This is a genomic window from Streptomyces katrae, from assembly GCF_000717655.1.
Lineage (GTDB): Bacteria > Actinomycetota > Actinomycetes > Streptomycetales > Streptomycetaceae > Streptomyces > Streptomyces katrae_B.
This window is the reverse complement of the sequence record NZ_JNZY01000005.1, coordinates 128551-141878: the sequence shown is the minus strand read 5'-3', so window position 1 is coordinate 141878 and position 13328 is coordinate 128551. Positions and strand designations below refer to the sequence as shown.

The window sequence follows — 13328 nt, the reverse complement described above, 5'->3', positions numbered from 1 at the left end:
CGGGCGGACAGGGGGAAGGGGAACAGGTGGGGCACGTGGCCGAGGAAGCCGTACCCGCACCGCTCGCCGTGCTGGCGGGATCGGCCGCGGAGCTGATCGACGGGGACGGCGGAACCGTGACGGCGTACGAAGCGCTGCTCGATGCCGTGGTCCGGTGGGCCGTACGGGATCGAGGGGCGCTCGCTGAGGCGCTGCGCCCGGTCGCGGAGCGCTGGGGTGGTGTGCATCAGCCGCGGGTTCGCGCCGCCGCGCGGCTGCTGGCCGTCGTGCGGTGCGCCGCAGGGCCGGTCGAGGAGCGGGCGGCGGCGGACCGGCGTGAGGCCGGGGCATGGCTGGAGACCTGCCAGCACGAGGCGGTCCTCCACGTGGTCGGCGCACGGATCGCGGAGATCTGCGGGTGGCTGCGGCACGGCGAGACCGTGCCGATGCTGCTGGCCACGCCGAGCCGGGCCGACGGCGCCGTGGACCCGTACGACCTGGTCATGCGGCTCACCGAGTACGAGCAGGAAGGCGCCCGGCCGGGGCCCGCCGACCTGGGGCAGGCGCTGCTGCGCTGCTGCGGCGGCCCCGCCGACGAGGACGTCGTGGGCGCGGCGGCCGAGCTGGCGCTGCCCGAGGGCCCGCGCATCGCCGCATGGCTGCGCGCGGGCGGGCTGCCGCAGCCGGGTGCGGCCGTGGTGCGGGAGCCGGGGGCGCCGGAGCGGCCGAGCCGCCGGTACGGGGCCCGGGTGGGGCGCCGGGTCCTCGTCGGGACCGAACCCCTGGACGGACGGGGTGACTTCCCCCGGGCGTTCTGGTCGCTGTTCCGTGGCTTCGAGCCGCTGATCGGCTGCAACCATCTGCTGCTGGGACACCGGGAGCGGCATGCCGTCGCCGCACTGCCGTGGCATCCCGAGATCGTGGCGGCCCGGCTGTTGACGGAGGTCGCGGCCACGGCCGACCAGGACCGGGCGGGCAGCCCCGAGTTCCTGCCCGCGCTGGCGCAGAGCCCGGGGCCGGCCGGACCCGCCGTCCATCTGGCCCTGGCGTACGGGCTCGGCGCGCGCCCCGACGCCGACCGGGAGGCGGCCGTCGAGGCCTTGCTGGTCCTGGCCGCGCAGGGCGGCCTGGAGGGCGCGCTGCTGGGCGGCGAGCTGGCCCGGCTGGTGCTGCTGGGCACCCTGCGGCTGCCGGTGGTGACGGAGTCGCTGGCCCGCGCCGCGGCTGCCGGCGCCGGGGCGGTGTGGCCCGTGCTGGCTGCGATGCTGCCCGGGCTGCTGGCGGCGGTGCAGTCGGGAGCCGTGGCCCGGCCGCACGTTCCGCTGCTGGCGTTGGCCGCGGACTGTGCGCAGGGCTGCGCCGCGCGTGGCACCGTCGCCGAGGTCGATGCGCTGGCCGCCCGGCCGGGCTCGGCGCAGTCGGTACGGGAGGCCCGCCGGCTGCGCGACGTACTGGCCGGGCGGTGCCCGTAACGCCGCAGGACCCGGTGTGCGTCATGGTGGATGTCGTGGACGTCGATGTGGATGTGGATGTGGATGCGGTTGCCGACGAGCTGTACGGGCTGGTCCCGGCCCGGTTCACCGAGGTCCGGGACGAGCGGGCGGCCAAGGCCCGGAAGGACGGGCAGGCGCAGGCGGCCAGGGCCATCGCGGGGCTGCGGCGCCCCACACGGGCGGCGTTCGTCTCGAACCTGCTGGTGCGGCGGCGCCCGAAGGAGGCGGCCGCCTTCCTCGAGCTCGGCGAAGCGCTGCGCCGGGCCCACCGGTCGTTGGACGGCACCCAGCTGAAAGACCTGTCCCACCAGCGGCACGTGGTGGTCGCCGCACTGGCGCGTACCGCCCGGCAACTGGCAGAGGAGGACGGCCAGGCGGTCAGCGAGAGCGTCGCGCACGAGGTGGAGCAGACCCTCCACGCCGCCCTCGCCGATCCGGACGCCGCCGAGCAGTGGTCGAGCGGACGCCTGGCCACCGCGCTGACCCCGCCGGTCGGTTTCACGGGACTTCCCGCCACGGCCCCCGTACGCCCGCAGCCCGCCGTCACCCGGACCGAGGCCCCGCCGAAGCCGAAGCCGAAGCCGAAGCCGAAGCCCTCCCGCGAGGCGGAGCAGCGCCGGGCCCGGCAGGAACAGGCCCGCCGTAAGGCCGAGGAGACCGGGGCCGAGGCCACGGCACGGGAGGCGGAGCTGCGCGAGGCCGAACGGGGACAGCGCGACCACGAGCAGGCGCTGGCCGAAGCCGACGCCCGGGTCGCCGAGCTGGAACGGCGGCTGCGCGAGGTGCGGACCGGACGGACCGAAGCGCGGCGCGCCCTGGCCGAAGCCACCGGCCGGGTCCGGGACGCCGTCCGCGCGGCGGGCGCGGCGCGCCGCAAGGCGGATGCGGCCGCCGACCGGCTGGCGGAGTTGCCGGGAGCGGAGGAGTGACGGGCGAGCCGCCCGCTCCCGGTCACCCCGGCCGCCGGGCGACCGGGGGCGACCGGAGGGACACTGGAGCCAGGGGGCCGATGCCGGATGAGCTGCGGCGAACGGAGGGCGACCACCATGCTGGGAGACAGCAAGGGATTCAGCGGCTACTCGGTGGACAACATCGAGGGCGCCAAGGGCTTCTACGGCGAGACGCTCGGACTGCGGGTGTCCGAGGAGAACGGCCTGTTGACCCTGCACCTCGCGGGGAACACCGACGTCATGCTGTACCCGAAGGAGAATCACGAGGCCGCGACCTTCACCGTTTTGAACTTCCCCGTGGACGACATCGACCAGGCCGTCGATGAACTGGCGTCCCGGGGCGTGACGTTCGAGCGGTACGAGGCGTTCGACCAGGACGCCAAGGGAATCGCCCGGGAGACGCCCGGCCCCGCGATCGCATGGTTCAAGGACCCGGCCGGGAACATCCTCTCCGTGCTCCAGCCGAACGGGATGTAGGTCAGGCACAGGGCCCTGACCAGGGCCTCGACGGCGCCGCAGCGGCCGGCCGCGACCGCCCAGCCCGATTTCGCCGACTTGGCCACGTCCCGCGTCACGTGGCGCGCCGCCCGTGCGCCTACTCCTCGGTGTCGCCCCGCGTCGGCACGCACAGCACCGGGACCGGCGACAGGTGCAGCAGTTTGTGCGGGGTGGAGCCCAGCAGGGCGCCGCGGATCGGGCTGTCCCCCCAGCTGCCGACGATGACGACCCGCGCGCGGTGCCGCTCCGCGGCGTCGAGCAGGGCCTGGGCCGGTTTCTCGTCGACCACTTCGACCGTCGACGGGACGCCCGCCTCGTCGGCGGCCTCGACGGCCCGTGCGAGGGCGCTGCGCCCCGCCTGCCGGACGGCCTCCCGGTGCGCCACGTACTCCTCCCCGGCGGCCCCGGGCGCGGCGGCACCGTAGACGAGGACGAGCGGTTCGCCGAAGGCGGTGGCCACCTCGAGGGCCACCTGCAGGGCCCGTTCCGCGCCGGGTGATTCGTCGTACCCCAGGACCACGGACATCAGGTACTCCTTCCGGACCGCCGGGCTACCGCTTCCTGCCGTGGACGAGCTCCGGATCGACCACGCTCCGCCGCTCCTGCCAGAACCTGCCGTCGCGTACCCGCCAGAAGCACATGATCAGTACGCCGACCACGGCGATCCCGATCCCGATCACGAGCGGTGGGCCGAGGCCGAACCAGGAACCCCCGCCGGCCGAGTTCTCCGGATTCGACATGTCGTCGATCGACTCCTCCAGCAGCCAGGCCAGCAGACCTGCGCCGATCAGCGGCCCGACGCCGATGAGCAGGAAGTTGTGCAGGTTCTCCAGCAGGTGGCGGCGGTAGTAGACGGCGCACGCCACCCCCGTCAGCGCGTAGTAGAAGGCGATGAGCAGGGAGAGCGCCGTCAGCGAGTCCAGGAGGGCGTTCTCGCTGATCTGGTTGACGATGAGGTACCAGGCGATGGCGATGCCGGCGACCCACCACGTGCTCACGTCCGGGGTCCGGAACCGCGGGTGGATGTGTGCGAGGCCCGGCGGCAGAGCGTGCCGCCGGGCCATCGACAAGGCCGTCCGGGAGGCCGGGATGATCGTCGTCTGGGTCGAGGCGAGCGCGGACGTGCAGACGGCGAGGAGCACCATCCAGTCCCAGCCGCCCATCACCTCGTGCGCGAGCACGGCGAAGATGGCCTCCTCCTCGTCCGCGTTCTCGGCGAGGAAGGCGGTTCCGGCGTAGCCGACGATGGCGAAGCCCACGGACAGGTAGGTCACCAACAGGACCACGGTCGACCAGATCCCGGCCCTGCCCGGCGCCGTGGCGGAGTTCTTCACCTCCTCGGTGAGGTTCACCGCGGACTCCCATCCCCAGTAGATGAACACGCCGAGCAGCAGCCCGCCGGTGAGGGCGGCGCCGCCCGCGCCGAAGGGGTTGAGCCAGCTGAGGGACGGCTCGATGGAGTCGAGGGTGCTGGTGCCGGAGTAGACGCGGTAGAGGGCGACCACGGAGAAGGCGAGGAGGAAGAAGACCTGGGCGAGGATCAGTATGTCCTGGAGGTGGGCCGACAGCTCGGTGCCGATGACACAGATGGCGGTCATGGCGAGGATCACCACGACGGTGAGGGTCTGCCGGATCACCGTGTTGTCGGCCCACGAGTCGAGGCCGACGGCGAGCAGGCCGAAGTTGACGGCGACGTCGGCCAGCGAACCGATGACCAGGACGCCGGTCATCGTGATCGCCCAGCCGCCGAGCCAGCCCGCCCAGGGGCCCATGGCCCGCGTCACCCAGGAGAACGTGGTCCCGCAGTCCTGGTCGACCTTGTTGAGGTAGTAGAAGGCGGCGGCGATCAGCAGCATCGGAACGAACGACGCCAGCATCACGCCCGGCGCGTAGATCCCGGCCAGCGCCACGATCGGCCCGATGACAGCGGCCAGCGAGTAGGCGGGCGACGTGGAGTTCAGGCCGATGACGAGCGCGTCGAGGAAGCCGATCGCGTTGTGTTTGAGCTCCGCGTTCGGGATTTCCGCGCCCGCTGCGCCGCCGGCACTGTCCTGGGCCATACAGCCAATCGTCATGCACCCGGCGTCGCTGCGCGAGGTGCGTGCGCTGTCCGGGGGCCCGCGGTCGCGGCCACGGTGACCGGGCCGATGGTGAGGACGGCCGCCAGGACGGGGACGGCGAAAGAGGGGTTTCGTCACGTGCGCGATTCCGGGGTGCCCGGTGGGCGGCGGAGCGGCGCGGAGTGGGAGCGACCCTGCCCCGGAGGGCACCTCGCGCGGCCCTCGGCCGTCCGGTGACCAGGGAGGGCCTCTTGCGCGGCCGCCGCCGAGCCGCTTGGGTGACCGGGCCACCGCAGGTGCGAACGGGAAGGCGGCATACGTATGGCGGAGACCCTGCAGACCGGCACGGGCGAGAGCGGGAACAGTGCCCCGCGCAAGGCGAACTGGCGCTACATCGGCCCCGGCGTCGTCGTCGCCGCGACCGGCGTGGGCGCCGGAGACCTCGTGGCCACGCTCATCGCGGGCAGCAAGTTCGGCTACACCCTGCTGTGGGCGGCGGTGATCGGCTGCCTCGTCAAGATCTCCCTCGCGGAAGCCGCCGGGCGCTGGCATCTCGCCACCGGACGCACGCTCTTCGACGGCTGGCGCAGCCTCGGATCCTGGACCACGGTGTACTTCGCCGGGTACGTCGTCGTCTGGGGCTTCGTCTACGGCGCCGCCGCGATGTCCTCCAGCGCCCTGCCGCTCGCCGCGCTCTTCCCGGACACCATGGACCTGAAGGCCTGGGCCGTCCTGTGCGGCCTGGTGGGTCTGGTGTTCGTCTGGTTCAACCGGTACGCCGTCTTCGAGAAGGTCATGACGGTGCTGGTCGGCGTCATGTTCCTCGTCACCGTGTATCTCGCGGTCCGGGTCACGCCGCACCTCGGCGCCGCCTTCGCCGGCCTCGCGCCCGTCCTCCCGGACGGTTCGCTGATCTACACGCTCGGCCTCATCGGCGGTGTCGGCGGCACGATCACCCTGGCCGCCTACGGCTACTGGGTCAACGCCAAGGGCTGGACCGACGCGGGCTGGATGAAGGTGATGCGCCTGGACAACCGGGTCGCCTACGTCACCACCGGCATCTTCGTCGTGGCCATGCTCTTCGTCGGTGCCGAGCTGCTGCACTCCTCCGGCGTGGCGATCGCGAAGGGTGACCGGGGGCTGCTCGACCTCACCGACATCCTCGCGGACCGCTACGGAACACCGACCGCCCAGCTCTTCCTGGTCGGCTTCTTCGCGACGTCCTTCACCTCGCTGATCGGCGTGTGGCACGGCGTGAGCCTGATGTTCGCCGACTTCGTGACGAAGTACCGTCCGTCCCTCGTCCCGGACGGGACGAGCCGCGAGAAGTCCCTGCCGTTCCGGGCCTACCTGCTCTGGCTGACTTTTCCGCCGGTCAGCCTGCTCTTCCTCGACCAGCCGTTCGGGCTCGTCATCGTATACGGGGTCATCGGCGCGTTCTTCATGCCGTTCCTGGCCCTCACCCTGCTGTGGCTGCTCAACAGCTCACGTACACCCGCCGGTTGGCGCAACGGCCTGCTGAGCAACGCGATGCTGGCGGCAGCCGGGCTGCTGTTCGTCGTGCTGTGCGTACAGCAGGTCCGGGAACTGCCCTGGTGACAGGGCGTTACGGGGAGCGGGGCCGACGGGCGATCAGGAGTGCGGGCCGGCCAGCTGGTCGCCCAGCGGGCTGCGTCGGTACAACACCTGCCGTCCGTCACGGGCCCGGGTGACCAGGCCCGTGGCGTGCAGGACGCGCAGGTGCTGGGACACGGCGCTCGGGGTGACCCGGAAGCGGCGCGCGATCTCGACCGTGGGCAGCGGCTCGGTGAGGAGGCCGAGCAGCCGGGCCCTGGGCGCGCCGAGCAGCGCCACGAGAGCGGGCGCGTCGGCCGTCGGCGCCGGGGCCCACATCGTCGCCACCCCACGGCTGGGGTACATCAGCAGCGGTGGTTCCTCGGGGCTGACCGGGGGCGCGGGCTTGTGGGCGAACACGGAAGGCACGAGCAGCAGCCCTCGCCCGGACGCGGCGACCTGGTGCCTGCTGATCATCTTGTCGATGTGCAGCACTCCGTCCTGCCAGCTCAGGTTCGGATGCATTCCGGCGAACAGCAGGCGGGCGCCGCCCATGGCCAACTGCCGGGCCCGGTAGGTCATGTCGGCTTCGAGCAGCAGCCGCATCCGGGGCCACATCGGCTCGACGGCGATCTCCCAGTACCGCTGCAAGAGCTCGCAGATGGCATCGCGGACTTCGAGGACCTGCGCATCGTCTGTGGCCAGGGCACCGCGCAGGGCCTCGGGCAGCGGATCCGGTGCGTGGGCGGCCGACAGGTCGCGGCGCACCAGGTCCGGGGAGGCCGCGCGGACGACGGCCAGTTCCTCCTCGAAGGAGGGGGAGAAGCTCGTCGGGCGCGGCGTCAGGAAGTCGGGAAGGGTGAGCCGCTGGGCCACCAGGGACATCAGCAGACCGGTGTCGAGCCCGTCGAGCCGGCCGAGGACGGACCGGCGCCACGGGAGGTGCACCGCGGACAGGCCCGGGTCGCGCAGCACGCGCAGACTGAAGATGGTTTCGCTCAGGGGCGAGAGCGCGAACCGGGTGTCCGCGAGGTCCTCGACACCGAGCACGAAGCTGATCATTAAGCGGAACGCTACATCAATTGGCAGCGCAACGCGGGTGCCGTGGACTTCCGCACATGACACACACGACTCCTGCACGGTGCACAGCCGCGCCCGACGACGGGCCGGTGGACTGACATGAACCGCAGGATGGTGCTGATCCTGTCCCTGACCTGCGCCGTCGCCGTGGGCAACCTCTACTTCCCGCAGGCGATCGTCCCGCTGATCGCCGCCGGTCTGCACACCTCTCCCGGTGCCGCCTCCATCGTGGTGACCGCCACTCAAGTCGGCTACACGGCCGGCATCTTCCTGCTGGTGCCGCTGGCCGACCGTCTTGCGTACCGCCCGTTCCTCGTCACCCTGCTCGCCCTCACCGGCCTGGGCCTGCTCGCCGCGGGTTGCGCACCCACCCTGGCGCTCCTCGCCGCCGCCAGCGGCCTCATCGGGGTCACCACCGTGGCCGCGCAGGTCATCGCCCCGCTGGCAGCCGGGCTCGTGGCAGCCGACCGCCGCGGGGCGGTGATGGGCACGTTGCTGAGCGGGTCCATCGGCGGCATGCTGCTGGCCCGCACGTTCAGCGGGACGCTTGGCGAATGGCTGGGCTGGCGGGCCCCCTACCTGGTGGCCGGGATGGTCGTCCTGCTGCTGGCGGGCGTCCTCGGCTCCACGGTACCGGCCGCGGCCGCGCCCTCGCGCGAGCCGTACCGGACACTGCTGACCGAGCCGCTGCGCCTGCTGCGCGCCGAGCCCGAGCTGCGCCGCTCCTGCGTCTACCAGGCCTCTGTCTTCGCCGGGTTCTCGGCCGTGTGGACCTGTCTGGCGCTCCTTCTCACCGGCCCGGCCTACGGCTTGGGCGGCCAGGCGGTCGGGATGCTCGCCCTGGTCGGCGCCGCCACCATGCTCTGTACGCCGCTCGCCGGACGCCTGGTGGACCGCAGGGGGCCCGGCCCGGTGAACCTCGTCTGCCTGCTCGGGGTGCTCCTTTCCGCCGTGGTGCTCGCTGCCGGCGCCTCGGGCGGGCCGGCGGGGTTCACCGCCCTGGCGATCGGGACGCTCCTGCTCGACCTGGCGATGCAGTCCGGCATGGTCGCCAATCAGGCGCGGGTCTTCGCCGTGCGCCCCGAGGCCCGCGGCAGGCTGAACACCGCGTACATGACCTGTGTCTACCTGGGCGGCAGCGCGGGTTCCTGGCTCGGAGTGCGCATCTACGGCCGGGCTGGGTGGTGGGGCGTGTGCCTGCTCGTGGCGCTGCTCGCCGCACTGGCCCTGGCCCGCCACCTCGCGACGACGCCCGTGCCTTCGCGAGTGCGGGGGAGCCGGCCCGAGCATGCGCCCGCTCCCTCGGGATCGACGGCCGGTGGATGACGCGGAGCACCGTCGGCGCCACGGGCCGGATGCGGGGTCCCGTGCGTGCCGTACACCTTCGTGCCCGCTCCGCGCCCCGGAGCGGACCGCGGTACGGACGGCGCCTGCGCTCGCCGCCACCACCAGCGCGACGGCCGCGCACTCCAGCGCCGACAGCGTCTGCCCCGCACCAGGAACCCCGCCAGTGCCGCGAGTGCCGGCGCCAGGCCCATCAGCACTGCGAACGTCGCGGCCCGAAGCCGCCCCAGGGCCAGCCGTTCCAAGGCGTACGTGCCCAGGGGGATCACGGACGACCGCTGCCTGCTCGGGGGCAGGCGAAGGGTGCTTCCGGATCAGAGAGTCGGCGCCAATGGGACGGCGTTCGCCGCCGCTCAGTCGAGGCAGAACTCGTTGCCCTCGATGTCCTGCATCAAGAGGCACGACTCGTTGACGCCATCGGCAAGCAGCAGCTGTCCGCGTACCGCGCCGAGGGGGATCAGCCGTGCGCATGCGGCCTCGAGTGCGGCCAGGCGCTCTTCACCCACGAGCCCCGTGCCGACCCGCACGTCAAGATGCACCCGGTTCTTGACGACCTTGCCTTCGGGGACGCGCTGGAAGAACAGCCGGGGGCCCACGCCTGTGGGATCGGCGCATGATGCGTACGCCGGACCCTGCTGCTCAGGCGGCACGGCGCGATCGAAGTCTTCCCAAGTGGCGAACCCCTCCGGCGGCGGTGCGACGTACCCCAACACCTCGGACCAGAAACGAGCGACGCGCGTAGGTTCTGCGCAGTCGAAGGTGACTTGGAACTGCTTGATCGATGCCATTGGCCCATCTTAGAGGCGGGTCTTTCGTCGACTCCAAGGGCCCGCCCTGGCCGGCAGGCTGCGACAACACGGCGCATGCGCAGGTGAGTTGTGGGGCGTCAGGCTTGCGCCTCGATGGCTCGTTCTGGATCGCCTCCGCGGCCGTGGCCCTGCGGGGCACGCTCCTCAGCGCCCTCCTCGCCCGCACCCGCGCTCCGGAGACGGCGCCGGCCGGACCGGACGCGTCCGGGACGGGCATGTGCAGTGCCCCGGGAGGCGGCCGACGGCTGTCTCCCGGGGCACTGTGGTTCACACCTGCCGGCGGATCGGTTCCCCCGGATCAGTTCGTCTGGTAGACGCCGAAGATGTCGACCACGAGGTCGATGGGGTCCCAGCCACGGTTCCAGAAGTCGACGATGCCGTTGTTGCCCATGCCCGCCTGGACCAGGTTCGGGACGGTGTTGCCCTTCTTCCAGTTCAGGTTGGAGGAGTTGGGCGGCGTCGGCCAGTCCGCCCAGCCGTTGTCGTAGTCGTACAGGCTGTTCGGGTCCGGGGACACCGTGAGGTAACCGTCGCCCCGGGGGTTGGTGACCGTGGTGTTCAGCACGTACGCCGTGTTGCTCGGGCGCGTGGTGGACAGCGGCATGTAGATGTAGCCCTGGCCCTCCAGCTGGCCGTACGGCCAGTCCGCGGGGTCGCGGGTGTCGAGCAGCCGCTCCGGCAGGAACGGCAGGTAGGCGCCCTGGCTGTCCGGGCTGTAGTAGCCGACCACGTCGACGATGACGTCGGTGCCCTTCCAGGCGCCGTTGCGGACCTTGATCGAGCCGTCGGGGCCCACCGGCACGATGACCGAGTTGGCGACGGTCTGGCCGCCGCGGAAGTTCAGGTTGGACGTGGTCGGGACCGACCCGCCGCTCGGGAAGACCGTCAGGTGGCCGTCCTCGCGCGGGTTGGTGACGGTCACGTTCAGCGCGACGGCCGTGGCTCCGTACGGGATGCCGCCCTTGCCGGTGATCTGGACGCCGATGGTGCCCTGGCCGGCGACCTGTCCGAGGCCCTCGCGCGTGTCGAGGAAGCGCGAGGGGGACAGCGGGGTGTAGCCGCTGGAGGAGGTGCGCGTGAAGTAGCCGGTGATGTCGGCGATCAGGTCGACCGGCTCCCAACCGCCGTTGTAGAGGTCGACGTAGCCGTTCTTGTTGACCGGAACGATCACCAGGTTCGGGACGGTCTGGCCGGCCGAGAAGTTCACGTTCGACGTGGTCGGACGGTCGCTGCCCTCGGGGAAGACCGTGACGTGGCCGCCGCTGGTGGTGTTGGTCGCGGTGACGTTGAGGACCACGGCCGTGACACCCGCGGGGATCGCGCCGTTGCCGGAGATCTTGACCCGCGTGGTGGCGTACGGAGCGACCTTGCCCTTCGGCGCGCCCGTGCCGTCGCGGGTGTCCAGCAGACGGGTGGGCGCGTACGGCGTGAAGTCGGAGCCCGGCGTCACGACCTGCAGCTGGTTGACGGCCCGCTCGCCCGAACCGTCCGACAGCGTGACCTTGACGGTGTACGAGCCGATCTCCGAGTAGGAGTGCGTCTCGGTCGAGTTGGTCGGCCCGTTGGCGCCGAACGTCACGCTGGTGCCGTCACCCCAGGCGACGTTGACCGAGAGCGCGGTCCCCGGGTCGCTCGTGACGGCGACGTCCAGGCTGATCCCGCGCGCGCTGGTGCCCTTGGCGATCAGGCCGACCGTCGGCTCGGACGTCGTGACGCCCTCCGCCTGCGGCGAGGCGGCGGCCTTGCCGTTCGCCCTGTCGGCGGACGAGGTCTGGACCGTCTGCTCGGCAGGGCTCTTGAAGGTGGTGAAGTTCGACGCCGCGGCCTTGTTCAGGTCCACGTCGGGCACGGTCACCCCGTGCGTGCCCGCGGTGCCCGGCGTGGCCGGCCCGGCCTGGGCCACCCCCGGTATGAGACCCACACTGGCTGCCACGACGGCAGCGGACATTACGAGTCGGCGATTGCGCACCGGCCCCCCATTTCGGTTCACGCTTGAACAGGTTCGAAAGCTCGCTCAGAGTACACAGCCGCAGAGCCTTGATCACGGGGGTGGCCCTGTTTGACCGCCGCGAATCCACGGGGCCCCTCGGGCCCGGCGGACAATCGGGGCGAGGCGGTAACAGGCGGGCGGGCGAGCGGGGGGCCGGACTCGTGAGGGAGGCCACCGCAGAGTCTGCCCGGTCCAGATGGTCTCCCCCCGCCGCACGGCGAATTCCCGGCACGGCGTACGGCGCGCGGATGCGCTACGCCGAAGTCGGCCGGTCCGGGACGGCCCGGTCCGCGACGTCGATGACGGCCCGGAGGGCGGCCGAGGCGTCGAGAAGGGCACGGGAGCGCAGCTCGATGCTCGTCTCGCGGGCCGCCAGCGCCGCCTCCACGGTCTCCCACCGGTGCCCGCGCCGCAGCTGGGGCATCAGCGCGCGGAGCGGATCGATGCGGTACCCGGCGCTGCGCAGCTGGTGGACGATCCTGGCATCGCGGACCTGCGCCGGCGAGTAGCGTCGCGTCCCCCGTCCCGAGAGCCTGTCGGGGATGACGAGCCCCTCCGCGTCCCAGTGCCGCAAGGTCGAGGCGCGGACCCCGAGGGCCGCTGCGAGTTCGGACACGCCCATCGCGTCCGCCGGGCGTACGTCGGAGACCGGCTCGGCCGAGATCACCCCGGCGGCCTCCCTGGCGAGCTCCAGATCCGTACGTTCCCGGTCGAGTCGGGCGTGTACCGCGTCGAGGAGGGCGAACAGCCGAGCGGTCGGGCCCTGGTGAGCGGCGCGCACGATCCGCTTGGCCTCCACCGGGCCCGTACCGGCTGCCAGGGCGCGGTAGGCCAGTACGGAGTTCAGGTGGACCTCTCCGTAGACCCGGTAGCCCGCAGCGGTGCGTGCCGCGGGCGGCACCACGCCGTCGCGCTCGAGGTTGCGGATCTGCTGAACGGAGTAGCCGGCCCGCCGCGCGACGTCGACCGTCCGCATGACCGTCGATTTGAGGGTTGGCACCGATTTTCTCCCGCGTACTGCGGCCAAAGTCTCCACAAGCACTTTAATGGAACGCTTGCGGACATGACCATCGACGAGATCACCGACTTCGTGGGCGCCCTCGAGGGAGTCCTGGCCGTCAGGCCGGGGCCCGGCGACGGGTCGCCCGAGATCAGCTGGGGCGACACGTTCTTCTACCACGCGCCCGACGGCGTCGTCCCGGCAGCGGCCCAGCCCTTCGCGACGATCGTGACGAAGGACTGTCCGGGCGACGCGGCGTCGCGCTTGGACCGGCCGGACACGTTCCGCGTCAACGTCGCCGCCGGGAGGGAGGAGTTCATCCGGCGGACGGGCCGTGCGCCGCGCGATCCGGCGACCGACGACGACCCCGGTGCCGGGGACACCGTGCAGGCGCACCCGGTCTACGGCTCCCTCGGCTGGCTCGCCGTGGTGAATCCGGGCCGGCGCACGGATACGGTCCTGCGTGAACTGCTGCGCCACGCGCACCGCCTGGCGCGTGCGCGCCACGATCGGCGCACGGGCACGGCGGCGGGCGACGGAGGCCCGCAGGGGTGAAACGGAAGGGGACGCC

At 72.3% G+C, this 13328-nt stretch carries 12 protein-coding genes and 1 pseudogene; 6 read left to right on the top strand and 7 right to left on the bottom strand.

What is annotated here, in order from left to right:
- Window positions 1-35: 35 nt before the first annotated feature.
- The 3 genes from IF09_RS0108290 to IF09_RS0108280 all read left to right on the top strand — a co-directional run bounded on the left by IF09_RS0108290 (window position 36) and on the right by IF09_RS0108280 (window position 2899).
- The gene (locus tag IF09_RS0108290) at window positions 36-1451 is read left to right on the top strand and encodes a DUF6493 family protein (RefSeq protein ID WP_051832216.1); all 1416 of its coding nucleotides are present in this window, start codon (window positions 36-38) and stop codon (window positions 1449-1451) included.
- A 35-nt stretch (window positions 1452-1486) separates the two neighbouring features.
- Window positions 1487-2401: a hypothetical protein gene (locus tag IF09_RS0108285; RefSeq protein WP_158709932.1), complete on the top strand. Its 915-nt coding sequence runs from the start codon at window positions 1487-1489 to the stop codon at window positions 2399-2401.
- 117 nt (window positions 2402-2518) lie between these two features.
- Window positions 2519-2899, top strand: coding sequence for a VOC family protein (locus IF09_RS0108280; protein ID WP_030293464.1), 381 nt, complete (start codon window positions 2519-2521; stop codon window positions 2897-2899).
- 118 nt (window positions 2900-3017) lie between these two features.
- Here IF09_RS0108280 and IF09_RS0108275 read toward each other — a convergent pair whose 3' ends face one another.
- Both IF09_RS0108275 and IF09_RS0108270 read right to left on the bottom strand, forming a co-directional pair.
- Window positions 3018-3446: a universal stress protein gene (locus tag IF09_RS0108275; protein ID WP_030293462.1), complete on the bottom strand. Its 429-nt coding sequence runs from the start codon at window positions 3444-3446 to the stop codon at window positions 3018-3020.
- Window positions 3447-3471: 25 nt separating this feature from the next.
- Window positions 3472-4980 (bottom strand): APC family permease, encoded by a 1509-nt coding sequence (locus IF09_RS0108270; protein ID WP_030293460.1) that lies wholly within the window; start codon window positions 4978-4980, stop codon window positions 3472-3474.
- A gap of 321 nt (window positions 4981-5301) precedes the next feature.
- Between IF09_RS0108270 and IF09_RS0108265 the strand changes: the two genes are divergently transcribed.
- Window positions 5302-6579 (top strand): Nramp family divalent metal transporter, encoded by a 1278-nt coding sequence (locus IF09_RS0108265; protein ID WP_030293459.1) that lies wholly within the window; start codon window positions 5302-5304, stop codon window positions 6577-6579.
- A gap of 33 nt (window positions 6580-6612) precedes the next feature.
- Here the strand turns inward: IF09_RS0108265 and IF09_RS0108260 are convergent, their stop codons facing one another.
- Window positions 6613-7596 (bottom strand): ArsR/SmtB family transcription factor, encoded by a 984-nt coding sequence (locus tag IF09_RS0108260; protein WP_030293458.1) that lies wholly within the window; start codon window positions 7594-7596, stop codon window positions 6613-6615.
- A 117-nt stretch (window positions 7597-7713) separates the two neighbouring features.
- Between IF09_RS0108260 and IF09_RS0108255 the strand changes: the two genes are divergently transcribed.
- The gene (locus tag IF09_RS0108255) at window positions 7714-8940 is read left to right on the top strand and encodes an MFS transporter (protein ID WP_037634321.1); all 1227 of its coding nucleotides are present in this window, start codon (window positions 7714-7716) and stop codon (window positions 8938-8940) included.
- Between the two features lie 75 nt (window positions 8941-9015).
- On the opposite strand, the pseudogene IF09_RS46815 reads toward IF09_RS0108255, so the two are convergent.
- From IF09_RS46815 to IF09_RS0108240, 4 genes and pseudogenes are all read right to left on the bottom strand, one after another.
- Window positions 9016-9233, bottom strand: a pseudogene (locus IF09_RS46815) (EamA family transporter); the annotation flags it as partial.
- Between the two features lie 78 nt (window positions 9234-9311).
- A complete protein-coding gene (locus IF09_RS0108250; protein WP_030293456.1) occupies window positions 9312-9746 on the bottom strand; it encodes a VOC family protein in 435 nt (144 codons plus the stop codon).
- 319 nt (window positions 9747-10065) lie between these two features.
- Window positions 10066-11700 carry a PKD domain-containing protein gene (locus IF09_RS42355; RefSeq protein ID WP_158709931.1) on the bottom strand — a complete coding sequence of 545 codons (1635 nt, stop codon included), beginning with the start codon at window positions 11698-11700 and terminating at the stop codon, window positions 10066-10068.
- 310 nt (window positions 11701-12010) lie between these two features.
- Window positions 12011-12757 carry a MerR family transcriptional regulator gene (locus IF09_RS0108240; RefSeq protein WP_030293455.1) on the bottom strand — a complete coding sequence of 249 codons (747 nt, stop codon included), beginning with the start codon at window positions 12755-12757 and terminating at the stop codon, window positions 12011-12013.
- Window positions 12758-12820: 63 nt separating this feature from the next.
- Here IF09_RS0108240 and IF09_RS0108235 point away from each other — a divergent pair, with 63 nt between their 5' ends.
- Window positions 12821-13312 (top strand): DUF6194 family protein, encoded by a 492-nt coding sequence (locus IF09_RS0108235; RefSeq protein WP_030293453.1) that lies wholly within the window; start codon window positions 12821-12823, stop codon window positions 13310-13312.
- Window positions 13313-13328: the final 16 nt, after the last annotated feature.

Coding starts and splice junctions, on each gene's coding strand:
- IF09_RS0108280 (WP_030293464.1), top strand. CDS start 2,519: ATGCTGGGAGACAGCAAGGGATTCAGCGGCTACTCGGTGGACAACATC.
- IF09_RS0108275 (WP_030293462.1), bottom strand. CDS start 3,446: ATGTCCGTGGTCCTGGGGTACGACGAATCACCCGGCGCGGAACGGGCC.
- IF09_RS0108270 (WP_030293460.1), bottom strand. CDS start 4,980: ATGGCCCAGGACAGTGCCGGCGGCGCAGCGGGCGCGGAAATCCCGAAC.
- IF09_RS0108265 (WP_030293459.1), top strand. CDS start 5,302: ATGGCGGAGACCCTGCAGACCGGCACGGGCGAGAGCGGGAACAGTGCC.
- IF09_RS0108260 (WP_030293458.1), bottom strand. CDS start 7,596: ATGATCAGCTTCGTGCTCGGTGTCGAGGACCTCGCGGACACCCGGTTC.
- IF09_RS0108255 (WP_037634321.1), top strand. CDS start 7,714: ATGAACCGCAGGATGGTGCTGATCCTGTCCCTGACCTGCGCCGTCGCC.
- IF09_RS0108250 (WP_030293456.1), bottom strand. CDS start 9,746: ATGGCATCGATCAAGCAGTTCCAAGTCACCTTCGACTGCGCAGAACCT.
- IF09_RS0108235 (WP_030293453.1), top strand. CDS start 12,821: ATGACCATCGACGAGATCACCGACTTCGTGGGCGCCCTCGAGGGAGTC.